This is a genomic window from uncultured Ruminococcus sp., assembly GCF_947301925.1.
Classification (GTDB): domain Bacteria; phylum Bacillota; class Clostridia; order Oscillospirales; family Ruminococcaceae; genus Ruminococcus.
On the sequence record NZ_CAMYUE010000002.1, the window covers coordinates 422,818 to 445,461 of the forward strand.

Below are 22,644 nucleotides of genomic sequence, written 5' to 3' on the forward strand. Positions count from 1 at the left end.
AAGAAGCAAAGCGTGTTGCTATGCAGAAGTCTAAAACGCCAAAGGATAAATCCCCAAACAAACACTAGGTGCTTGAATAATCAACTTTGATCCCAGTGGAGTCATAGTTAAAGCGTTTGTGTATCATTGATAAATCAGCCATTATGCTCTATTATATATTGTAGTATAGAGCATTTATTACGAATAGATAGTATATACCAAAAATGATATTGCCGAGCGAAAAAAGGTATATGTACTTACTTACGAACGAGCACCCGCTCGGACTGGTATTCGGGATAACCATACTGATCGTCAACAGCTTATGTATCCACTGGACGGGAACTATAAATGTTTTCAAACATCTCCGTCCTGCCTGCGGAAGCATCCGGTATACTCCTGCGGAAATAGACGAGCAGGCCAACCATCCCGAATCTGTCTGGTATCCTTTGGCAGGAATATATATAACGCCAAATATGATTATCGGGACACAAAAGGGAATGTCAGCAGCCTAATATACTGATATAGAAAAAGCCTATATGCGAGCAAGGTGGCATACCAAACGTTCAACTCCCTATTATACGCCGAGGAGCAAACAGAAGTACGATGATTACTATAAATATCAGCTTGTGATCATGACAAAGAACCACAGAAAGCTGATAATGAACAACTCCGCTCATTTTGAAAAAGATATCGTGGAGACAATAAAGGAGAAGTGCGGTCCGGAAGTATGGATTGAAAAACAACTACCTGAGAGTTGATATACGAGCATGAAACAAATCAAGCTTAAATCATTAACATTTCATCTTCATTCTGCACCGTTAAACCAGATGCCTGAATCTTCAGGGAAGATCGAACACGACCTTTGCAGGCACACAGAGCGAGGCGATCGTGTACTCATAATCCGAACCGTATGAGGCCTCCATTCGTGAAGCGCTAAGATGGACCGTTGCGTACGGCACCTTTTTGAATGCCTGCGCACCGATAGTATCAGCACCGGGGAAATAAATATCCGTTATGCCGTTACCTGAATTCCATGCGTCGCCGCCGAATGCATGTTCAAACACATACCTGACCGTATCATCAAAGAAAATCCGTATCGGTGGATTCTGTTTGACATAGCGGTAAAGCAAAGAGTTATTCCTGCAAAAGCGAAGCATTTCTGCATCGGGACGAAAGATCTGCGAATCAGCCCATTTATTCATCCAGAAGGAACCATGGCCCAGTGATCTGAGCTCGCCATTGCAGCAGAAGCCTACCATTGAAGGAGTATTGTAGAATGTATAATCGCCAATGAATCTGATACCTGCACCGATAGAGACCGTCCGCAGAGAAAGTGCATCTGCACAGAACAGGTTTCCGATGGATATACATTTATCTCCGATGGCAAGGGTCTCAAGTCCCGACGCGCCGCGAAAGGCTTCATTGCCGATGCTTTCCAGTTCTGCCGGCATTTTTATATGTCGGAGGTAGATGCAGCCCTTGAAAAAGAAATTACCGATACGATGTATCGTGTCAGGCATAATGAGAGTTTCGATGACTCTGCACAGTGAGACAGGATCGTTTGCAAAGGCGTTGTCACCAATAGAAATAACAGGCTTTCCGTTCAGCTCAGACGGAACAGTTACCTCCTTCAGCGAGTCTTTGTTGACGCAGCGGTTGATGACACAGCTGTCCCACTGTTCTGTTATATCCCACTGACAGCCGTTAGCCTGGACGACAGAACGGACAGGCTCAGGAGGGAGCATATCAACAGAATCGTTCAGCATCTCGATAAATTCTTCGATGCTGTCCGCGATCAGTATCTTATCGTCGATCTCCTCATGGAAAACATAGTAGACCTGTTGTGTTTTGCTGCTCCAGAAGAAATGATCGCCGCCTTCATCCTCTGCCAAAGGATACCAGTCAGCAGGAATATACCTGTTCATCGGTTCGGCACGGTATATGCTGTCAACAAGCCATTCAAAGCCGCCGTCTTCATCTTCCAATGTGACCAGCTCATAGACTTCATAGCCGTAATCATCTATTTCAAGATAACAGGTTCTCATTCCCGAACCATCTGTTCTGGAATAAAGATCCTTTAATATGTCAGGAAAAACTATTCCGTATTTCTGTTCGAGATAAGCTATCCGTGCTTCACTTTTTTCCCTGTTGTCTGTCTCTTTCTCCAGGAAACTGTACTTTGAAGCCACTTCGGATTCCCTGGTTTCAAGGGGCTTATTTACTGTATTTCCAAAATAGTAAAAATCATCATGCATTGAATACCAACTGGTCAGCACTTCATGACGTATCCCCCGGTCATCAGTATATATCAGCTGCATCTGCGATACATCACCCTGTGCATTCCATGTGCGGTAGAGCCTGTGTTTATCCTCATATTCTGTCCAGACTTCCTGACCGTCGCCGAATTCTTCATAAAAGCGTTCATCTGTTACTGTTTCGGGTATAACTTTATAAAGCTGATCGAAGGGAATAGTTTTTAACACTGTTGCGTATATAATAGCAGAAAAGTCATCCGCACAGAGAACCTCTTCAAAGCGGCAAAGTACAGCACAGGCTTTGCCGATATCGTCAGGACTTTCAGCACTGTCCCAACCGTTCAGGAACATTTGCCACGGCTCGAAAATCGTAGTGAATGTATCGCCTATTTCCTCGTCAAAAGGTGCTGTGACCTTGAGTATCCGCTTTTCTCCGACGATCGGAACCTGATTTGTGTGCAGCCATTGCCTTTTATTGACCGGCAGGGACAATTCTTCCTTTGAGCATTCCATCCATGCCAGATGATATCCGATATTATGGATACCTGCGCCTTCAATCAGATGACGTTTCTGATTATCATTCGTGATACGTCTTTTACAACAAGAGCATAAAAAGTTCACAGTATAATCTCCTCTCCAGTTATAGTAGCCACGGCGGCTATCTTTTTTGCTTTGAACCAAATAAACGCTTATAATGCTTTATTTTCTCATCTTTTATTCTTCGCAAAGTCCTCAATAAGAACACTTATAATGAAGTTAAATCTACGGGCATAAGAGTTTTCAACACGGATGAATATCCAAATTATTATAATATGGTTAAAAGCTAATATTGATGTTAAAAAGCTATTTTACATTCATTATTAAGCTTGATAAGATTTTTATGGGGGAAATAATAATCAAAGTCTTCAGGTTCGCTGGACAAATGCTGTTTCGCACCAGTCGTAGAATATTCCCGGTGCTCACGGTACAGCGGCAGAAAAGCACTGTACAGGTCATAAAACTCAAACAGCCCCGGAAGATGAAAATAAGCTTTGTTTATGCAGTGTTTTCCATTTGTGATCTCAACATTTCCTTTAATTTCAGGCCATCAAACTGCATATACTCACTGCACTTCAAGACCCTTTAACAGGTTTTTATGACTGCCTTTATAGTTTTTAAACACCAGCTTACCTTCGTCGTCTGCATTAATCTTATAAAGCCTTATCTCAGTCGCTTTCAGATGATAGCGTTTATCACCGAGCTTTAAGGCAAATGAAAAATCGTTTTCTAACGTCCCTATCAGCATTAATAGTTGCTTTTACTTCAATCATGATCGGTGCTGTCATCTTGATATTTCAATTATAACACACCTTAAAAGCATTTACAATATCTATTAGCAGTAAAGAGCAAACAATATAAAGCGTGTAAACATTGATGGTGGCCATCCCGGCGCCTCTTCTTATATTCAATTATAATTACAACTATGCTTGACGTCATGATTGTTTTATTATATACAAAATCCCAGATAAAACACATTGTGGAGTCTTTTTCACGTATGTCCGAATTAGAAAAAGGCTAAAATTCTAAACGGGCTATAGCCGCATCCAGGAAGATCGAGGACTACTATATTACGACTTGAAGGAACTCGACTTCTCAGAACTTCTTACCTGCTTTGTTTTTCGCAACAGAAACCGCATTGTATCTTCGTTCAAATACTTTGCCCGGAACTATCATCTGCGGAACTCCGTGAAGCAGACCATCGACTACACTGTTCTGACCGCCGTGGTTTATAAATAATATGCGGTTTACAAATAAAAACCTTTCTGAACATGTATGTTCAGAAAGGTTTAATTATATCAACATTCTATTTCATCGCCCGGCATTATCTTTCTGTAGCCTGCTTTTTCTATATCCTCCATAGTCATGTCATAATGAGAATAATCATCTACATGGACAGGGATAACGACCTCGGGACTAAGCAACTTTACATAGCTGTCAAGCATATCCGTGTCCATTGTCAGCGGTCCGCCGAACATCTCGCTTTTGGCATTGCCCATGTTTGCTATCATTACGTTTACCTTTTGGGGCAGAGCCTTGATGATGTTCTTATGATAGACCGTATCGCCTGTGATGTATACTGTCTTTCCGGACTTTTCCGTGCGGATATCAACAACATAACCGTTTACTGCTCCTATGATCTTTCTCATCAGAAGATTGTTTCCGTGATATGCAGGAACTGCCTTTATCTTGACAGATATGCCCTCCTTTTCAAAGGAGTATTCTCCGCCCCATGCAAGCACCCTGCTCTTCAGCGGAGACAGCCTGCCTGCAGTAGCTTCCGAATCACATATCACCATCGGCCCCACATTCTTCAGCTCGTTTATACCAGCCTCGTCAAGATGATCCTCGTGACCGTGGGTAATGAGCCAAAGCTCAGTCTTTTTTATCAGCTCCTCTGAATACACAGGAGCCTTTTCGCGCTTTGAATCAAATTTCTTGAAAGCGGCAATATGCCCCTTTGGTGAAAAAGCGGGATCTGTTCCTATATACAGCTTATCGTCTATAGCCAGAACTCCTGATGCGATACCGATATGATAATACTTTAGTTTCATAAGACAGCTCCTAACATTCTGCATTTTAATGATTTACATATCTGTACTTTCTTATGCGTGATGTCGCTATAGCCGAGATCAAAGCTCCCGCAACGACAAATACAAAAGCAACGGTAATATATGCCCATTTATCTGAAATAACGTCTATTTTGCTCAGCCCCGCAATAGTAACGAGCTTGTTGAACATTGAATCGGAAACAAGGAAGAATACGACAAAAGCGATCAGACAACCAATAAGACTTGAAATAACTATCCTGAATATATACTGCCATCTGAGCACAGATAATCTGACGCCGAGAAGTCTGAATTTCTTCAGATCGCTGTCTTCCTTTGCAACAGACATTATGGTCAGCATTAGTGTTATGACTCCTGAAAGAAGAATAGATATTATCATAACAACATATATCAGTGCGTTAAGACTGCTCTGTACAGTTGATATCAGTCCGTCTGTGCTTGCGCGTCCGTTGACCACCCTTACATTATATTCATTGTCCTCAAATTCGTTTGCAACCTTTTCGATCTCCTCACCGTCCTTCAGCTTCAATACTTTCTGCGTAAATGCTATATCCGGGTTGAGCTGACGGAAACCTTCCTCAGTCATGTGAAATTCCTTGCCAAGGTTGTTTGCAGTCTGATAGAGTCCGACGATCTTATATGTAAAACTCTCTCCGTCCACAGATTCGATGGAAACTGTGTCTCCCTCCTTCTTATCGAGAGTACGTGACAGTGAATATCCCATAATAATTTCATCATCATTCTGTGGCTTATTTCCCGAAACAAGTTCCAGAGTCCCCGGTATCTCGCTATAAATAAGAGCAACAGAGCTTTGATCGTCTATATTCAGTGTAGCCTGATGGAAAGAACTGTATGCACCTGTCTCATATTCAGAGGCAATCTTCTCTTTCACAATTTCCATATTATCAGCATTTTCAGAGATAAGCACGATGTCATTCTGAGGAAGCCCCAGTATCTTGTACACCTGCTCTTTTTCACTGAATGTTTTACTCAGGGATATGACGCTGCACATCAAAAAACCGAAAAGTCCTGCAACAATGATTATTGAAAGATACTGTTTCGCCCTTGATATCCACTGCTTGAATAACAGTCTCAACGTAAATGGTATGAATCGCGGTCTTATAATACTGCCTGTATTCTTTTCCTTTCTTCTCCTGATACCTCTGATGGCTTCAACGGGAAGGATTTTTTTCAGCGGATGAAGAGAAAGTGTTACTATAAATGCAGCGATAATCAGAAATACAAGTAGTATGAATATACCGATTCCACTTCTTGAACTTCCAAGATAATCCTTTCCGTCTATACCATTGATATTGAGATATACCTTACATATTATTCCAGAGAGGAACAGCGAGATTATGTAACCGATAACACCACCTGTCAATACCAGGAAAAGATAGAACCACGCATAAGCCTTCTTAATATTCCTGTAATAACAGCCCAGCGCCTTAAGAGTTCCTATTTCCTTGTAATCTCCCTCAATAGAATTCTTCAAAGCATATCTGAGAACATACGCAGAACCCAGACCTATAAAAAAGGTAGCAAGTATCATTACTATGGATATGATATTCGGGATCATAGTATACGCTTTGCGTATATATGTCTTGTCATATATGAATTCCGACAACGATCTGCCAGAGAAATTTGAAAGCGTCTCGCTTACAGAGTCAGGGAGCTCATCCTTGCTGATATCATCATTCCACCATGTGTATATGAGATATTTTTTATTTGCATCCCTGAGCTCTCCTGTTTCGCAGATCTCATTGAATTTATCATCAGAAATCACCATCTGATTATACTTCATTATAGACGAACCGAATACAGGATCCTCAAAAAAACCGGATACAACAAATTCGCCGCTGTAGTCTCCGATATTAACCTCTACTGTATCGCCTCTTTCAAACTGGCTGGTATTGCTGTAGTAATTCGACAGATACAGCTCATTACCGTTGACATCCATATCAAAAGCTTTTTCGGATCCGATAAGAGCACTTATTTCCTTATCTTCCTTGTTCTTTATCGATGTAAACAGTTCCTCGATAGATTCAGCATCGGTGATATTATCATATTCCTTCAGCTCCTCCAGAAGAGAATCATCATAATTTCCTCCGGGATAACACATAAGAACGTCTGGTGACGAAGAGGCTTCATATACCTTATCGTAAACATCTCCGTTCATTTTAAGGCCGCAAATGGCAGAACTTCCCACCAGCACAACAAGCAGTGAAAGAATCACGATAGAAACAGAGAAAGTCTTTCTTTTTCTGAAATTGTTTTTTAAGAGCAGTAACAATGATCTCATATTACCACCCCATATTCTGTAACCATTCGGATACCTTCTTCTCTCTTGTACCGTCGTCTGCTCCATTATACTTTTCAAGCTTCATCTCATCGCCGATCATGCCGTCCTTTAAATAAAGGATCCTGTCGGCTCTGAGCGAAGACTTGATATCATGAGTTACCATAACAATACTCTGACCCTTCTTATTGATCTCGGTCAGCATATCCAGGATTATTTCACTGGTCTTGGAATTAAGTGCACCTGTAGGCTCGTCCGCAAAAATAATATCAGGTGAATTGATAAGAGCTCTTGCAATTGCAACTCTCTGCTTCTGACCGCCTGACAACTCCTTAGGCATCTTGTTCTCACTGCCGCTGAGTCCAACATTTTCAATAAGAGCTTTACCCTTCTGTACCACTTCCTTATCGGGTATCTTCTTTGCAAGATATGCAGGAAGGATGATATTCTCTAGTACAGACATATTCTCAATGAGATTCATGTCTTGAAAAACAAAGCCCATTTTTTTTACGCGAAAATCAGACACCTTTTTGTCGCTGCCTTTGAATACGTCCTCGCCCTTGAAAAGCACCTTTCCGTCTGTTGGTCTGTCCATACTGCTTATACAGTTCAGAAATGTAGTCTTTCCGCTTCCTGAGCTTCCCATAACAACAGTAAACTCACCTTCGTTTATAACAGTATCAAGTCCGTGAAGAATTGTTTCTGTGTCATACTTTTTCGTCAGCTTCTCAATTTTCAACAATGCGCTCATATTAGCCTCCTAATTTTACTGATAATAATTCTGAAACTTTTACTCCCACCGGTATCGTATCAGTTCCCATATAGTATCTGTAATTACCAAGCGGATATATAGGGTATTTTAATCTTAAAAGCTGTTTATAAACTCTCTTATCAAGGCTCGCAAACAGTCTGCTGTCTTTTATGTTTACCACCTGTATGATCCTTTTGAACATACTTACAATAAGGTTGAAGGAAATATTTCCGTTGCTTGCAAAACGACCAATCTCAAGCAACGGAAACTCCTCAAAATAATTCAGATCAATACCGAATTCTTCCTCAATCGGAAGAAGCCAGTCAGGTGAATCCTTTTTAAAAAGCTTCAGGGTACAGCATATGTCATTTTCCCTGTTTAATAAGCAGAATATAAATGAATGCCGATCAAGTCTTTCATCATTTTCATGGATATTATCTTTTATGATCTCAAAATCATCCTCGAATTTATAGTGCTTCTTATTGTAGTACACCTCTGCAACAAATGAAGATACTTCGGAAATATGCATATCAGCAAATGATAACAGCTTGTAGGTGTCATTAATAACATATTCATCATAAGCGCACTCTATAAAACGTTTATGCATTAGCACCCTCCGCGATCAGTAAACCTTTTCTGTAGATATACTTATCGCCATTGAAAACAAAGCTTTCATTATCATGCTTTGGATAATCATCACGCAAAACCTTTCTGATCTCATCAACAGTAGGCGCAGTCATTCCCTTTGCACCATTTCTGATAGCTGTAGCAGAAACATTATCCGTTCTTCTGATGACATTAGGAATTATAAATTTCTCATCATATATAGCCCTTACCATCTTTCCACCGCCGTCGCTGCCGTGAAGTCCGTAAATACGCTTTCCCTTGTTATGCTCCTTAACATAGTCAATAATACCGTAGAATCCCTTCTTTTCATATACCTCAGGCATAAAGAGAATCTCTACCTTATCCTCAAGTCCTGCATCCTTGACAGCAGCCTTGAGCATAGCAAATCTGTTTTCTGCCTCATAGAAAGCATTTCCTGTAGCGAAATAATTAATATGGAAATCAGCTTTGTCTGTTCTTTCATAAAAACGCATTCCGTCCTTCTTTTCCTTTATACGGATAACTCCGTCCTCAAGGAATACCTGATGGAGCTTCGGAACAACTGTAGAATGAAGATATACCTTTTCCAAGTCTCTCTTTTCAATAAAGTTCTTGAGAATCTTCATGTGTGTGACATGAACGGGATTGAAGGTACCACAGAATACTCCAACTCCGCCCTTTAAAGGAAGTATTCCGAGAATATCTGTGTAAAGACTATAAAGAGCACCTATGCATCCCATAATGAGGCCGAAAATAACATAGAATACCTGAACATTCTCATAGCCCAGAGATGCAATAGCTCCGAGGCACATATTAATGCTGAGAGCCAGCGTTATGTTAAGGTACATATTTCCGATATTTCTGTTTGCCAGAGCCATCATTATGTACTGAAGTCCCTGAGAAGCAAATGATAACAATGCGATCGCACCAAATACGCCTCCGACTCTGTCAAGTCTGTCTGTCTGAACGATATCTCCTTTGATAAGCATAGTTATCGCAAAAAGATTAAACAAATACTGCCATAGAAATCTTGCTATCTTTCCAGCAAATGCACTTCCTGTTTTAAGGAAAGCGAATGATTCAACAATCTCGCTGATCTTCGTAAAATAAGGAAGGAAAAAGAATACAAAAACCGAAACAAAAATCAAGTAACCGTTTTTAAATCCATTCGTCGGTATTGCGTAAGAAAAATACATTACAAGCGCCATAATCAGAGATAATTTTGTGTAGAAACTTTTCAACATTTTTAATATCATATAGACCTCCACTAATTCTTCCTAGTTGCAAACTTTTACTTCTTCCTAATTTGATTCTTCACCTCTTTTTTATGTATTGAGTCCCCAACTAGTTAAAATAATATTATATTGGCGTTGCCAATATTTTACGTAAAAAAACACTTCCGCAAGGAAGTGAGGATGAAATAAGTATTTGCCAATTATGTCAGGTGACAGGTGATAGAATTAGTGGTAAATAGAGTCTAAATATATTTGATAAGAAATATAACCAGCAATTGTCTTTTCATGTAATCCCCTCTGCCACTCCCATCATGGCAGTACAAATGTATTATATCACTCGATTATACTACCTGTCAATGATTATTTTTTATTTTTTATTTTTCACAGTTACAAATCGAAAAATGATAGATTTTTCTATATACATTGCACAATATTCAACTATCTCAAGTGTACCTTATCACCACATTTTCATGATTGATACTTGATGACATTGCCTTGGCATTATGTTGACAATGGTTAACAATACCACAAAATATTACCATTGCATACTTCAAACGCCTTATAGTATTTGGATATGTTTTCTTTTATCGTATATGATAGTCTGAACCCTATCAGGGGATTGAGCTGCCTTGAGAGAAGATAACTGCTGATGAATCGGCTCGTTCTGCCGTTGCCGTCGTAGAATGGATGAATACATCCGAACAGATAGTGGAATACGGCTATCCTGATGAAAATGTCAATATCATCATTATTCAGCACATTCAAGCTCTGGTTCATTGTATCGATTATTCCGTATACTGTCCGTAACGTATAAAACACGGTTTGACGAGATTATCAAATGAAGCTACGTTGCTCTTTGATAAGGGGAGTTGTTCTCTTTTTATATTGACATTCTATAATATCTGTGATATTATTTGAAAAAAGCCGAACTATGAACAAATCTAAAGATGGGAGGAGACTGATTTTGAAAAAAAGCAGATTACTTTCTTTTGCAGCAGCATTGCTATGTTTTGCATATACGTTTACATCAAACTCTGCTTTTTGTAGAGCGGTGGGCGCAAGTGTAAAACAGGATGAAATACATGGTATCGACGACACGGTATTCTGTATCACAAGACCTGATGAAGCTGGTCTGACTTCTAAGAATGCCTCGGATTTCGGACTCTCAGCAGATGCAGCAGACAATACACAGGCAATGCGGGCTGCTTTTGACTACTGCCGCAGCCATTCAGGTACAAAGCTTGTTATAGAACCTGGCATCTATCATTTCAGCCCAGAAGAGGACATCTATCTGAACAGACTGCATGATGTACTTATAGACGCGAATGGTGCAGAGTTCATTTTTAGTACACCTCATTATTTCAAGCTCTATGCCTGCGAAAATGTTGAACTCAGGAATATGATAGTTGACTGGGACTGGGATACACTCCGACTGGGGTCTCTCGTAAAGATAGAAAATGAAAATGACACAGAAAATACACTTGAGATCGAATTTACTGAGATTGATGAAGTAGATACGGATATTCCTCTTCTAAGCTTTATGCAGTATGATCCAATTGATTTTGTAGCTGGCGATCATGGCAGCTTCAAGATATATAGTCCCTTTGTTGATACTGACTGTATCAGAAAAGTGGAAAAGGTGAATGGAAGACCAAACGTGCTGAAGATTACCCACAGCGGTGCACTCGATTATTTCAGAAACGACGAGGTATACCTTCTCAGGCACTATATATACGGCGCTCAGGTGTTCAACACCGTTGAAGAATCGTCAAACATTACCTTTGACAATATCAGTATTTATGGGGCTTGTGGCATGGGCTATGTTTTTGCTTACGGTTCAGATCACTATCAGATACTAAATTCGTATATAGGACTGCGTCCCGGTGCAGAAGACAAATACAGGATATCCACTACGGCGGATGGCATCCATATTGCTAACACCAATGGCCATTTCAGGCTCGATAACTGTGATCTGAGCTTCTGTGGAGATGATATACTGAACGTTCATGACGATATGTTTTATATCGAAAGCGTTGACAGCAGCCGGACGGTTATGAAAGGAACTGTAGCAATAAAGATAGTTGAGCCGGGGCATACGCTCGGATTCAAGGATATGAGCCTCAACGATATCAGCTATGAAGCCAATGTTGCTGACATTACAAGGAATGGCTATGAAGCGACAATTACCCTTACAGAACCACTGCCGGAGTTTATCACCACGGATATGCTTGCATATAGCAAAACAAGAGCTTCTGCAAACTATGTATTGACAAACAACTATGTTCATGAGACAAAGGGAAGAGGCTTCGTAATGAATGCGGACAACTGCCTGTGTGAGGGGAACAACTTCTATCGTACCTGCAGTCAGACTTTGCAGTCTCGAACTGATATTCCAACTTCACACGTTATTGAAGGAACAGGCGCTGAGCATATTCAGATTAGTGGAAATACCTTCACTGAATGTAATTTTGGAGGCAGAGGAGATGTTATCACAGTTGAGAGCCTGCTGAATGGTGAACGTATCGACAATACTCCATTAGCAGATATACGTATACTGAACAACGAGTTTAACTCTTGCTATCAGCCACCAGTCAATGCGGATAACGTCGACGAACTGACAGTTTCTGATAATATATTCAGGGATTGCGAGAAGCTCCAGATTGGTGAGCATTGTAAAAAAGCTGCTGTATCAGATAATAAATTCCTTCCTAAAGGCGATTGCAACGCAGACGGAAGCTTCAATATATCCGATGTTGTTCTTCTTCAAAAATGGCTGCTTGCAATGCCGGGGACAGATATAGCTGACTGGAGGTCATGCGATTTGTGTCGTGATGACAGATTGGACGTTTTTGACTTGTGTTTAATGAAGAGAGAACTGGTTAACGACAAATGAATAGTTCCTTGGTAACCGCCAAATGATATTGGATGTTTTACTATCGTTAGTTTATATTAGTTGGTTGTTATGATTTGGAATTGAATATATAAACAGGCACGGTTAATTACGCCGTGCCTGTTTTGTGTTATTATTCAGTTGCCTATAACTGGATTACTTCTATTAAAAATTCTTGTGATATAGAGCCTTTTCGCAGATTCACTGAATATCAGTAACATTCCCATGAATACTTTACATTGCTGAAATTCCTTGATCTCAGATCGTCTCTTGTTATTTTAAAGTGAGCGATACCGTCATCTCCTATCTGAATGCCGTCTCTGCTGACGATCTGCAGTAAAAGAACATCTGTATTATTCCATCCTGCATCCCATACATCGTTCTGATAACCGCCAATCTTATGCCTCAAGTGCTCAAAAAATACGTCTTCAGCACAGAAAATGTTTTCTAGTTCAGTTTCATCTGCGACAGAGTATTGATTGTATATTTCAAGGAAGGCTTCTTCAAAATTCTCGTCATCATACTTATACGGAATACAACCTATCTTCTTCTCGAAACTAATTTTTGCAGGTTCTGGAACTGGGAAATCACATGGATTCATTTTCGGGATACTGTCAGAGTTATCGGCAGAATAATCTATGTTTTCGTGATAGATTATTCTGTATTCGCTTTGGTTTTCAAGTTCTTTCTGCTCAAAATGTCTTATTCTGTCGTCACATCCGAAAAATCTGTCATCTTCGGGGTCGATATAGATCTGAAGAATACCTTTTTCGGGAAAATCTTCAAGTGACGGCATTTCTTCAAAGTTGATCTGTGCCAGAAGCATAAGCGGTTTATCGGGATAAAGACGGCTGAACGGATATTCAAAATTATCGGGAAGATAGGGAACACCGCCGAATTTGCTTTGATATACTGTCATATAATCATCGGGATCTGCTGATAATTCAATGTATTCACGTTGATATTTCTGTTTGAATTCTTCAATTGTTTTTTTGAGAATGTCCATATATTACACCTCTTTTATTATTATTCATTAAGGATAATTTTATTATATCACAGTAGGTTGTGAAAAACAATCCATATAAAAAAATCTGAAAACTTCCTAAATGAAAAAATAACAGATATACGATATGTGTTAGGTCAAAGAATCATTAGGTTTAGCGGTATGGGACATTTTTATATTAGATGCGTGTTGCAAAACAGAATAACTTTCGTGTATTGCTGCTGCAGTTGCGATAAAGCATAGAAATGATGCAAATAAGGTAGTATCAATCAGATTAAAGCAAAGAGGAAAAATGAATAATACTGCACCTGCGATCTTGTTTATAACAGAATGTACTGAGGTAAGATTCTTTAGCCTGATAAAGTTGATAAGGACGGTATCAATCTTGATAAATGCAATGCCGGCTATCCACAGATATATCCAAATTGGGATATCTATCAGAGGAAGCAATTTGATGATACAAACTACTGTGAATACTATATCTGCGATAGTATCCAGTTTTGAGCCGAATTCGCTGACTGTATCTGTTTTTCTTGCTACTGTACCGTCGATCATATCAGTCAGACCTGCGGTTAAGTACAAGGTATAGAAAGCAGGTGAGAACGGAGTGCAGAAAAGCAATAATATACTTAGAACGATCCTGCTTCCAGTTATATAATTTGCCATCACATGATCTAAAGTGCCGTTTTCGTCAATGTGAAATTCTTTTCTGTTGTTGTCTTCATCAGGACTATCACAATAATATTCATATATTCCGGCTGTTTTGCCGTTACAGGTATATTCTGTAGAACTGGTTTTGTGGACTGTACTTCCATCTTTCCTGTAATAGCCTGTATTCAATGTTACCGATGCTATGTTCTGAATATTATCAACTTTGATCTCGCCGTTTTTTTCATCATGATAACCGGTATCATAATCATATCTGATATCATAAGAATAAGATATCTGATCAAAATTCTGTGTCCTGCCGTTTTCACATATAGAGAATTCAGTGTAATGTATCTTTCTCCGTTCTGTCCGCAATACATAGGTGACTTTTTGAACTGCCTGAATGTATATCCCCTGCATAAACGCTCACCAAGCAATATAAGCTCACCACTGTGGAAATCCATATATCCCATTTCCTGATTCATCTTATAATCAACGATATCAGCAGCCTGCGTCAAAGGAAAAATGCTTTCATTTAATTTTTCATATATTTCCAACTCTGGAACCAATAGCTCATAACCGCTTTTACTGTCACCTTTTACCTCACCAATAGTCTTTTCGCCAATTATTATTCTGCAAGGTGTGATAGAACCATAGCCATACTCAGATTCAGAAAAATCATATCTTTTACAGTGCGGACAAAAAGCTATAAAGTTGGCCACACCTTCATATTTATATTCTTTGCCGCAATAACGACATTTCCTTTCTAACATCTTTCCCATTGATTTTCCTCTTTTTAATCATATAGCCTTGCAAGCTTCAAAGTCGTATTGGAAATCATCCTCTTTATCTCATCCTCTACATCAAGATGCATGATATAAATGTGAACTCCACCGTCTGTGAGTCTGATGAACTCAGGCAGCATATCCTTCAGACAGAGGTGAACCTCACTCTTGTAGAATGCCGCTTCAGTATAAAGGAATGAACCGTTTTTCAGCAGCGGCCTGAACGGCTCAAGAGTTGCGGTATCGCCTGTATAAACAACGTTATTTCCGCGGATATTCAGATGATAACCGAAGCATTTACCTTCAAGCGGCTTCACATGGATAGTCGGCACTGCTGAAATAAACCACTTCTTATCAAGTTCATCCGCTGTAATAATATTGAACCACGCCTGCTCGCAACCCTCTATTCTCATAAGGAGCAGAAGCAGATCCTCCTTAACTTCTTCCGAAGGTGCAACTATAGTGACTTTCTTTTTCATATAGCTTGCAAACCACACATATTGCAGCATTGTTCCGACTCCTCCGCTGTGGTCGCCGTGAGTATGGGTAATAAGGATATAGATATTATCGTACTGCTCCCAGTTCATCTTCTTGACCTTCTGATATGAAGTCGCAGGACAGTCGATGAGTACAAGCTCGTTATCCTCAACAAAAAAAGCAGAATTATGTTCGTCAGCAAATGCCGAACCTCTGCCGAGAAACATAAGCAAACTGTCATTCTGTATCTCAGCAAGCATATCTGAGATATGTTCCTCAACATTTTCAATGGTACTGTGACTGCCGTGAACTCTTTTTACAGTGCGGAACAGTTTTACGCAATCCGTATAATTATCGGGCAGAATTGTATCAGCGTCGCTGCAAAGAGTGTACGCACGTTCATTTTCATCAAATGATGACATCTTTCTATACTGCTCCACGAATTCAGAATCAATGCCCGAAGCAGTGATAAGCTTCAGTTTATAGGGATAATTACAAGGATTTGTAAGTATGCAGGGACGCTTGAACTTTCGGCTCAGCTTGTCCGCATACCAACCTCCGAGACTCTGCCCCACAAATATAAATTCATCGGTATCCACCATATCCGAAAGCTGTTCAATCAACTTTTCTGGAGATGTTTCCTTGTAATTCAGTTTGGGTGAAATGATATCTTCCGCAGGAAAAATCCCACAAAGAGCCTTGTAGTTCTTGTTATCGGCTTCACCCATGAAGCCGTGTAAATTCAGTATCTTCATTCTTTTTCACCTGCATGATTGCTTATATCCTGAATAAGCTTATTTATCAATTTATTGACCTTATCCTTGTCTCTCAGCTCGTTGAGCCAACGGCTAGGGATATCATCGTACCCGAATTTTACTCCTGCGATCCCGCCTGTGATACAGGCAGTTGTATCGGTATCGTCGCCAAGAGCAATAGCCTGCTTAACAGCTTCTTCATAAGAATTTGCAGCTTTCATTATCATAACAGCACTTCTTAGACTATCAACAACATAACCGCCGCCTTTACCTATCCATATATCAGGTTCATCAGGCTGAAGTCTGAAAAGGAATTCATCTAAATACGCAGGTTTATCAGCATAAATACTGCGAAGCTTCTGTACTGCGCTATCAAATGATACATCAAAACTGCTACCTTTAAGAAGTTTCCTTGCAATAAGGCAGTATAAAGCACAGCATACCTGATTTGTAATATTTCCGTGAGTGATAAGGCACTGCTTATGAGCATCGGACACAAGTTCAGTATCTGTTCCTGTATGCCATAACGCTAACGGCAGCACACGCATAATAGCTCCATTGCCTTTACCGTCAGGTCGAACATTACCGCAGTCCTCCGGCTTACCACCGCTCTTATACATAGAAAGAGCCATTGATGTCTGTATGCCTACATCGAATACACGATTATCAACTGCCCATAAACCGTTTTCATACCATGCAAGAACTCTGTCCGAAAAATCTGTCAGATCAAATCTGCCTTTATAAAGCAGACTATCCAGAAGGCAAAGCGCCTGAGCTCCGTCATCAGACCATGTTCCGGGAGCAGTACCTGAATGAGCCCTGACAAATCCATCGGGCGGAGTCATTTCTATTTGATCTATAGTTGGTATATCCTCTTTCATGTGAAATTCATAAGGTACGCCAAGAGCGTCACCTATAAGAAGTCCATAAATACCGCCTTTAATCTTACTGATATATTTTTCACTTGTTACCTTAGCCATGATATCACCCGCCTTTTTCTTCATTATATCATACATCCAAGTCTTTTACAATTATCATTATATACAAAACGAAAGGCAGCCCATAAGGCTGCCAAATCGTTATATATTATACTTGTATTATTGTTTTCTGCGCTCCAGAACTTTCAGAGCAGCTTTATTATCCATCCTTTTCTGTAGCAGGTCAAGTCTTGTCCTGCCAAAACGTCTGTCAGCAGCTTTCAGAATATTTATAAGTCCCCAATGGTCGTTATCGAAATGCTTTGAAAACACCTCATCCTTAGGAGTGTCGATATATTCGCGAATTAGCGCCGAAATATCAGGGATATCCGTCTGATATGGATAGTACATTTTTTCTCCGCTCAAATTCTTTATGAAACTGCCCGTTTCATCTTTGAAAACGAATTGCTTCGGATAATCAAAAATTATCTCATCGTCCAATGTTATCCAGTAACGTGGAAGGTCAGCAGAACCGTGCTGACTGCTCATTCTGTATACTGATAAATGTATCCGGAATCCTATATTCTCATCAATTATCTTGTATAATTCCCTTTGCAATGAACTCCATCTTTTCATTATATGACATAACAAAGCCGAGATCAATACAAGACCCAGCAGGATAATATAGTATTTCATTTCGTATTCAATATCCTCACTTTACGGAAACAGCCGTTTTAAATATCATAGCACAGGAGAATAGAAAAGTCAATTTGTTGAAGAAAAAAGCTCTCACAGTTTCGACTGTGAGAGCCTTATTGTTTTTATTCAGATAAACACGTTAACGTGAATATCATGCCAGCTTAGTATCCTACGCTTAGTAGACTTCGCGTAAAGGTATTCTTTAGCATCGTCCAGATCCAGCGTAAAATAGCCAATCTGAGTATATTTCCGAATTACTTTCCTTCGTTGATTGCAGCCTGTATGGTCGATTGTTCAGGCAGGTGTGTTGCCTGTTAAACGAAGCGGACTCCCCGTCAGGGGAGCCCGTTATCTCGTCGATATTTACGACAGCTTTGTTCCGTCTGCCGTTGACATTGCCTTTTATTGCACCTGTATAATTTTCGCTGTATCTGATGTTGAAGATGTAGCTGTTTGAGTTGACCACCTGTACACTGCTGATGAGCTTGTCCATAAAGGCTGCGGAAGCTCCGCCATTGAAGTCAGACATTGCATGAAGTGTCTGTTCAATATTTCGTATGCTTGCTTTGAAATTCTCTGCATTATCCTTCGGCACTTCCTCAGCAGAAACATTGAGCAGTCTCTTATTTTCATCTATCTCCGCTTGGATTTTACTGTGCTTTTGGGTGAACGCCTCCTTTGTAAGCACTCCTTCGGCTCTCATATCTATGAGGTTATCAATCTTGCTTTCGAGTGCTTTTATCTCTGAAAGTATCTCACTGTCGCTCTTTTGTGTCTCGGGTGATGTATCGTCAGGGCGATAATATTTCTTCACAAGCTCAAGTGCTTTTGCAAATACCGCTCGCTTGTTTACGAATGTATCCTCGAAGATATGCTCAGCAATGAGGTCAAGCCGCCACTGCGGAAGCATTTTCATTTCGCAGAAGTCAGTGGTGTCAAGTCCTGCTTCTCTGCGGACCTTTGCACTGCCGTGATTGAGCTTGTTGTAGCAGCGGTATCCCCAGCTCGGAACTCCCGCCTTGTTCTTGCCCCACAGGTCACGTCTGAAACCAGAGCCGCAGGAGCATATCAGCTTGTTGGTCCACATATTTGTTGAGGGATTGCACCTCGACCTCAGCACCGTTCCGCCGACTACCAGCGTCGGCTTTTTCTTTGATCTGCGCATTGCATTTGCCTTGTACCATTTGTCCTCATCTATGATAGCTTCAAACTTTTTCTCACCGATGATGTATGTGTCCTCGTCCTGATTTACTATACGCCGCTGGTCAAGATAATTATTGTTGTGGGACTTATTGTATACCACTCGTCCCATATAGGTCGCATTGCGGATGATGCGCAGGATATTTCCAGAGTCCCACTTCACAGCTCCAGAAGCGTTTTTGTAATGGAGTCGTGTCAGCTCATCGCCTATCTTCTTGCCGCCAAGCCCTTGCAGGTACAGGTCGAATATCATTCGGACCGTCTCTGCCTGTTCGGGATCAACGACATAGGTCTCACCGACTTTGTTGTAGCCGAGAATATTTCCGTTGCCGTACAGTATTCCTTTTTCACGGCTTACCATCTGACCTGCACGAACTCTCTCCGAGACCTTCCGACTCTCGTCCTGCGCCAGCGTAGCCATAAGCGAGAGCCGAAGCTCTCCGTCGCCGTCCATCGTCCAGATGTTGTCCTCGACGAAGAATACTTCAACTCCTATGTTGCGGAGCTCTCTTGTGAAGGAGAGCGTGTCCACAGTGTTTCTTGCGAATCGGCATACTTCACGGGTAACTATCAGGTCGAACTTTCCGTTCTTCGCGTCCGCTATCATTCTCAGAAATGACGGACGCTTCTTTGCCTGCGTACCTGTGATGCCTTCGTCTATGTAGCGGTCAACTACATTCCAGTTCGGATGATATTTTTTCTGATCCTCATACCACTGGATCTGATTTTCGAGTGCAGACAACTGCGCCTCGTGATCTGTTGATACTCTGCCATAGAAAACCACCTTTCTCGGACGATTTCTATCGAGCATTATGTTATTGTACATCAAGCCACCATTCCTTTCGTATCATTTTCAGCCTTGTTCTTGAATTCATTTTTGATGATGTTGAAGTATGTGGCGCTGTTAATAACTCCTTTCTCGAACAGCGCTTCGATGAGACATTTTACTGCAAAGTCCGTATCGATTTTTGTCATACTCTGCCCTCCGTACGCAACATTGTACCACTATTCAATTCAAAATGTAATCACCAATACCACCAGATTTTTTCTCACGTCTGTGTGCAGTATTGACATTGTTTTTTTCGATTGACTCCTGTCATACCTCCCCAATTATTGGCGATAATTGTAGTTTTTCCTTTTTCTGACCCCAAGATTTTTCTTGTTTTCTAATTTTGACCTCAATTTGCAAATACTGTAAGTTCCGATATTTCGGCGGGCACTGCCCGTCCGATGTGGAATGGCGGGCGCAAATGACGCCAGCCTTTTTCCTGCAAACCAAAAAGGGGCACGGGTTCTCCCGTTTCAGCGGCAAACGGAACGCCGTTTGCTATGCTTGCCGGTCTTGCGGACCGACTTCCGTACCACAGGTTTGTCCGTTTTTTCTCCCTCTGATATATCCCCCAACTCGCTCCACGTTGCGCGACAACCGCATTCAACGGGAGCGGTGGGGTAGCTATACCATTTTGGTTTTGAATGCGGCAAACTCGGGGCTTTCTGCGCGTGTTTCGGATATTCGCTCCTTAGACGTTTCCTGTCATAGTTATTATTGCAAAGAAAAGAAGGCGCATAGTTTATATTATCTTTGATAGCTAATATATATCTTCCTTCTCTGTATTAAGTATATATTCTCTTGTATACTTAATATATAAGCCTATGACACCATGACACAGCCCCTATGACAATTAACTTTTAAATTTCAATGCCAACTCTGCATCGCGAAGCTTGTCCTCGTCCATATCATAGTTGAGGAATGCGACCTCATAAGAGTTCTCGACCTGACGGCCATTGTCAGCGTAATTGTTGTGGATACGAATGATATCCTTCTGCGCAAGAGTTTTCAGTGCGCGCTCAACATTGCTCACCGACATTGCAGTGTCTCTTGCAATACCTGTGCGGCTTATGGACGCACTTTTCTTTTCACTGTCGTAGTAGCAGAGTAGATCCATCACCACCTTGAACTCGGCAGGCGTAGTGATGTTGAGATACTCCAGAGGCGAATTTACACTGTTGGAGTAAGCTGTGCAGTTGATTACGTTCATGTTTTTCATTTACATCTTCCTTTCAAATTGACAATAGCTTTTGAACGAATGATGTCAAGAGTTGTCCGGACGTCTTAACTGTGTTCAGTATACACCAGTCCTTGACAGAAGTCAATAGATGTTGTATAATAACTCTATCAGTTTCGATTTATTATCTATTAATTGTAAACTTTTTGTGAACAATAAAAATCTAAAGCGTTATGCAGATGATTATTGATAACAAGTGTTCTGATAGTTGTATCAACTACTGCGAACACAAATTCTGAAAGGAGAAGCTATGTTTGAGATAAAAGCACACTACCACGACCGCAAGATCTATTTGTCAGACGGGAGAGAGTACCCGCTCGGAGAAATACTTCTGCGCTATTTTTCAGCGAATATAAAGGACCTGGAAGATGTTTACGACGTTTGTAAACGTGCGAAATCACAACTGAACATCAGTTCTGAGTATCAACCGTATGCGATCGGCGAACGAGCACAAAAGATCGAAGATGCTTATGAACGTATCTTTGATATCGCAAAGAAGCTTCCACCGTATGACAAGCAACACTTCCGCAGAGGTGTTCTGAAAAACTTGTTTGCTTATTATGATGACCTGTTTGTAAATTATTATAGGGAACAGAAAAACGACGATGAAGACGATGACAATTATTATTTCATAGACAGGTCAGAAGGAATAGATGACGGATATATCAGTGAAAACCTCAACGAGCTTAAACGACTTCCTGACTATCATCTTGATGATGAGAAAGCGTTGAATGATTCTGAGAAAAAGCAGTATGCGATAGAATTCATTGCACATATCAGAAGGATAGCTGATGAGTTTGAAACATTTGTTGCAGACCTGCTGCGAGTAAAAAAAGTTTTTATGCCATTCGCTGACGAACTCTGTAACCACAACAACTATCCTTCAACTGAAAAAGTTATCGAAGTATTTCAGAAGTTTACCGCAACACATAATCTCAGCAACTCATATCTAAATCTGGAGTCCAGCGGCAGTATGTGCATGGGACATACAGTTATCGAAACGAAAAAAGGTCCCATACTCTGTGAGACCTATCGTTTCACATCGCTGGGAGCCTTTCTGTATTTTGAGTTGTTCAAGTGTATCGAGGAAAAGTATATGCCTGTCAAGTGCCGCAACTGCGGACGCTGGTTCATCATGAAGCATACGACCTTTTCGCATTACTGTAAGAAACTTATAAGCAGCAATCCGCCTAAGTCCTGCCGTGACATATCCATGCGTCACACCTTCAAGGACAAACTCAAGAATGATCCTGTGTGGGAGATATACAACCGCGCCTACAAACAACACTACGCTCGTTTTATGAAAAAGAAAATGAGCAAGTCTGAGTTTGCTGAGTGGGGAGAGTACGCTATTGAACTGCGGCAGAAGGCTGCCGATGGTGAGTTGGAGATGGAAGAGTATCAGAGGTTAATGAGAATATAGCATGACATGGCTCTTGATTAAATCGCTCTGTTGTGGTATAATAACTACAT

Annotated in this window: 19 protein-coding genes; 3 read left to right on the forward strand and 16 right to left on the reverse strand. The window is 40.7% G+C overall.

The window, feature by feature from the left end:
- The first annotated feature begins 515 nt into the window (after nucleotides 1-515).
- Nucleotides 516-737, forward strand: a complete 222-nt coding sequence (locus Q0Y65_RS05255) for a hypothetical protein (RefSeq protein ID WP_297957933.1) — start codon at nucleotides 516-518, stop codon at nucleotides 735-737.
- 81 nt (nucleotides 738-818) lie between these two features.
- Here the strand turns inward: Q0Y65_RS05255 and Q0Y65_RS05260 are convergent, their stop codons facing one another.
- The 7 genes from Q0Y65_RS05260 to Q0Y65_RS05290 all read right to left on the reverse strand — a co-directional run bounded on the left by Q0Y65_RS05260 (nucleotide 819) and on the right by Q0Y65_RS05290 (nucleotide 10,550).
- Nucleotides 819-2,855, reverse strand: coding sequence for a leucine-rich repeat protein (locus Q0Y65_RS05260; protein WP_297957934.1), 2,037 nt, complete (start codon nucleotides 2,853-2,855; stop codon nucleotides 819-821).
- 1,214 nt (nucleotides 2,856-4,069) lie between these two features.
- Nucleotides 4,070-4,825: an MBL fold metallo-hydrolase gene (locus Q0Y65_RS05265; RefSeq protein WP_297957935.1), complete on the reverse strand. Its 756-nt coding sequence runs from the start codon at nucleotides 4,823-4,825 to the stop codon at nucleotides 4,070-4,072.
- A gap of 25 nt (nucleotides 4,826-4,850) precedes the next feature.
- Complete coding sequence (locus Q0Y65_RS05270) at nucleotides 4,851-7,142, reverse strand: ABC transporter permease (protein WP_297957936.1); 2,292 nt, start codon at nucleotides 7,140-7,142, stop codon at nucleotides 4,851-4,853.
- Nucleotide 7,143: 1 nt separating this feature from the next.
- Complete coding sequence (locus tag Q0Y65_RS05275; RefSeq protein ID WP_297957937.1) at nucleotides 7,144-7,890, reverse strand: ABC transporter ATP-binding protein; 747 nt, start codon at nucleotides 7,888-7,890, stop codon at nucleotides 7,144-7,146.
- Nucleotide 7,891: 1 nt separating this feature from the next.
- Nucleotides 7,892-8,497: a hypothetical protein gene (locus Q0Y65_RS05280; RefSeq protein WP_297957938.1), complete on the reverse strand. Its 606-nt coding sequence runs from the start codon at nucleotides 8,495-8,497 to the stop codon at nucleotides 7,892-7,894.
- On the reverse strand, nucleotides 8,490-9,752 hold the full coding sequence (locus tag Q0Y65_RS05285; protein ID WP_297957939.1) for a hypothetical protein: 1,263 nt from the start codon (nucleotides 9,750-9,752) through the stop codon (nucleotides 8,490-8,492). The genes Q0Y65_RS05280 and Q0Y65_RS05285 overlap by 8 nt, the downstream gene beginning before the upstream one ends.
- Before the next feature lie 495 nt (nucleotides 9,753-10,247).
- On the reverse strand, nucleotides 10,248-10,550 hold the full coding sequence (locus Q0Y65_RS05290; protein ID WP_297957940.1) for a Fic family protein: 303 nt from the start codon (nucleotides 10,548-10,550) through the stop codon (nucleotides 10,248-10,250).
- Between the two features lie 145 nt (nucleotides 10,551-10,695).
- On the opposite strand from Q0Y65_RS05290, the gene Q0Y65_RS05295 reads away from it, so the two are divergent.
- Complete coding sequence (locus Q0Y65_RS05295) at nucleotides 10,696-12,624, forward strand: dockerin type I domain-containing protein (protein ID WP_297957941.1); 1,929 nt, start codon at nucleotides 10,696-10,698, stop codon at nucleotides 12,622-12,624.
- 208 nt (nucleotides 12,625-12,832) lie between these two features.
- Here the strand turns inward: Q0Y65_RS05295 and Q0Y65_RS05300 are convergent, their stop codons facing one another.
- The 9 genes from Q0Y65_RS05300 to Q0Y65_RS05340 form a co-directional block, all read right to left on the reverse strand.
- A complete protein-coding gene (locus Q0Y65_RS05300) occupies nucleotides 12,833-13,627 on the reverse strand; it encodes a YwqG family protein (protein ID WP_297957942.1) in 795 nt (264 codons plus the stop codon).
- Nucleotides 13,628-13,756: 129 nt separating this feature from the next.
- A complete protein-coding gene (locus Q0Y65_RS05305; RefSeq protein ID WP_297957943.1) occupies nucleotides 13,757-14,464 on the reverse strand; it encodes a CDP-alcohol phosphatidyltransferase family protein in 708 nt (235 codons plus the stop codon).
- Between the two features lie 11 nt (nucleotides 14,465-14,475).
- On the reverse strand, nucleotides 14,476-15,054 hold the full coding sequence (locus tag Q0Y65_RS05310) for a hypothetical protein (protein WP_297957944.1): 579 nt from the start codon (nucleotides 15,052-15,054) through the stop codon (nucleotides 14,476-14,478).
- Nucleotides 15,055-15,068: 14 nt separating this feature from the next.
- A complete protein-coding gene (locus tag Q0Y65_RS05315) occupies nucleotides 15,069-16,289 on the reverse strand; it encodes a YqiA/YcfP family alpha/beta fold hydrolase (protein WP_297957945.1) in 1,221 nt (406 codons plus the stop codon).
- On the reverse strand, nucleotides 16,286-17,269 hold the full coding sequence (locus Q0Y65_RS05320; RefSeq protein WP_297957946.1) for an ADP-ribosylglycohydrolase family protein: 984 nt from the start codon (nucleotides 17,267-17,269) through the stop codon (nucleotides 16,286-16,288). Before Q0Y65_RS05320 ends, Q0Y65_RS05315 begins: the two co-directional genes overlap by 4 nt.
- Nucleotides 17,270-17,386: 117 nt before the next feature.
- Nucleotides 17,387-17,902, reverse strand: a complete 516-nt coding sequence (locus Q0Y65_RS05325) for a hypothetical protein (RefSeq protein WP_297957948.1) — start codon at nucleotides 17,900-17,902, stop codon at nucleotides 17,387-17,389.
- Between the two features lie 205 nt (nucleotides 17,903-18,107).
- The gene (locus Q0Y65_RS05330; RefSeq protein ID WP_297957950.1) at nucleotides 18,108-19,931 is read right to left on the reverse strand and encodes a recombinase family protein; all 1,824 of its coding nucleotides are present in this window, start codon (nucleotides 19,929-19,931) and stop codon (nucleotides 18,108-18,110) included.
- Nucleotides 19,931-20,080, reverse strand: a complete 150-nt coding sequence (locus tag Q0Y65_RS05335) for a hypothetical protein (protein WP_155267021.1) — start codon at nucleotides 20,078-20,080, stop codon at nucleotides 19,931-19,933. The genes Q0Y65_RS05330 and Q0Y65_RS05335 overlap by 1 nt, the downstream gene beginning before the upstream one ends.
- Nucleotides 20,081-20,787: 707 nt before the next feature.
- Nucleotides 20,788-21,153, reverse strand: coding sequence for a hypothetical protein (locus Q0Y65_RS05340; RefSeq protein ID WP_297957953.1), 366 nt, complete (start codon nucleotides 21,151-21,153; stop codon nucleotides 20,788-20,790).
- A 268-nt stretch (nucleotides 21,154-21,421) separates the two neighbouring features.
- Between Q0Y65_RS05340 and Q0Y65_RS05345 the strand changes: the two genes are divergently transcribed.
- Nucleotides 21,422-22,594 carry a DUF6076 domain-containing protein gene (locus Q0Y65_RS05345; protein ID WP_297957955.1) on the forward strand — a complete coding sequence of 391 codons (1,173 nt, stop codon included), beginning with the start codon at nucleotides 21,422-21,424 and terminating at the stop codon, nucleotides 22,592-22,594.
- Nucleotides 22,595-22,644 lie beyond the last annotated feature (50 nt).

Bases quoted from the DNA above. Each gene is read 5' to 3' on its own strand.
- Q0Y65_RS05300 (WP_297957942.1), bottom strand. From the start codon at position 13,627: ATGGACATTCTCAAAAAAACAATTGAAGAATTCAAACAGAAATATCAA.
- Q0Y65_RS05265 (WP_297957935.1), bottom strand. From the start codon at position 4,825: ATGAAACTAAAGTATTATCATATCGGTATCGCATCAGGAGTTCTGGCT.
- Q0Y65_RS05320 (WP_297957946.1), bottom strand. From the start codon at position 17,269: ATGGCTAAGGTAACAAGTGAAAAATATATCAGTAAGATTAAAGGCGGT.
- Q0Y65_RS05310 (WP_297957944.1), bottom strand. From the start codon at position 15,054: ATGGGAAAGATGTTAGAAAGGAAATGTCGTTATTGCGGCAAAGAATAT.
- Q0Y65_RS05315 (WP_297957945.1), bottom strand. From the start codon at position 16,289: ATGAAGATACTGAATTTACACGGCTTCATGGGTGAAGCCGATAACAAG.
- Q0Y65_RS05330 (WP_297957950.1), bottom strand. From the start codon at position 19,931: ATGTACAATAACATAATGCTCGATAGAAATCGTCCGAGAAAGGTGGTT.
- Q0Y65_RS05285 (WP_297957939.1), bottom strand. From the start codon at position 9,752: ATGATATTAAAAATGTTGAAAAGTTTCTACACAAAATTATCTCTGATT.
- Q0Y65_RS05345 (WP_297957955.1), top strand. From the start codon at position 21,422: ATGTTTGAGATAAAAGCACACTACCACGACCGCAAGATCTATTTGTCA.
- Q0Y65_RS05325 (WP_297957948.1), bottom strand. From the start codon at position 17,902: ATGAAATACTATATTATCCTGCTGGGTCTTGTATTGATCTCGGCTTTG.
- Q0Y65_RS05270 (WP_297957936.1), bottom strand. From the start codon at position 7,142: ATGAGATCATTGTTACTGCTCTTAAAAAACAATTTCAGAAAAAGAAAG.
- Q0Y65_RS05280 (WP_297957938.1), bottom strand. From the start codon at position 8,497: ATGCATAAACGTTTTATAGAGTGCGCTTATGATGAATATGTTATTAAT.
- Q0Y65_RS05255 (WP_297957933.1), top strand. From the start codon at position 516: ATGCGAGCAAGGTGGCATACCAAACGTTCAACTCCCTATTATACGCCG.
- Q0Y65_RS05335 (WP_155267021.1), bottom strand. From the start codon at position 20,080: ATGACAAAAATCGATACGGACTTTGCAGTAAAATGTCTCATCGAAGCG.
- Q0Y65_RS05275 (WP_297957937.1), bottom strand. From the start codon at position 7,890: ATGAGCGCATTGTTGAAAATTGAGAAGCTGACGAAAAAGTATGACACA.
- Q0Y65_RS05340 (WP_297957953.1), bottom strand. From the start codon at position 21,153: ATGAAAAACATGAACGTAATCAACTGCACAGCTTACTCCAACAGTGTA.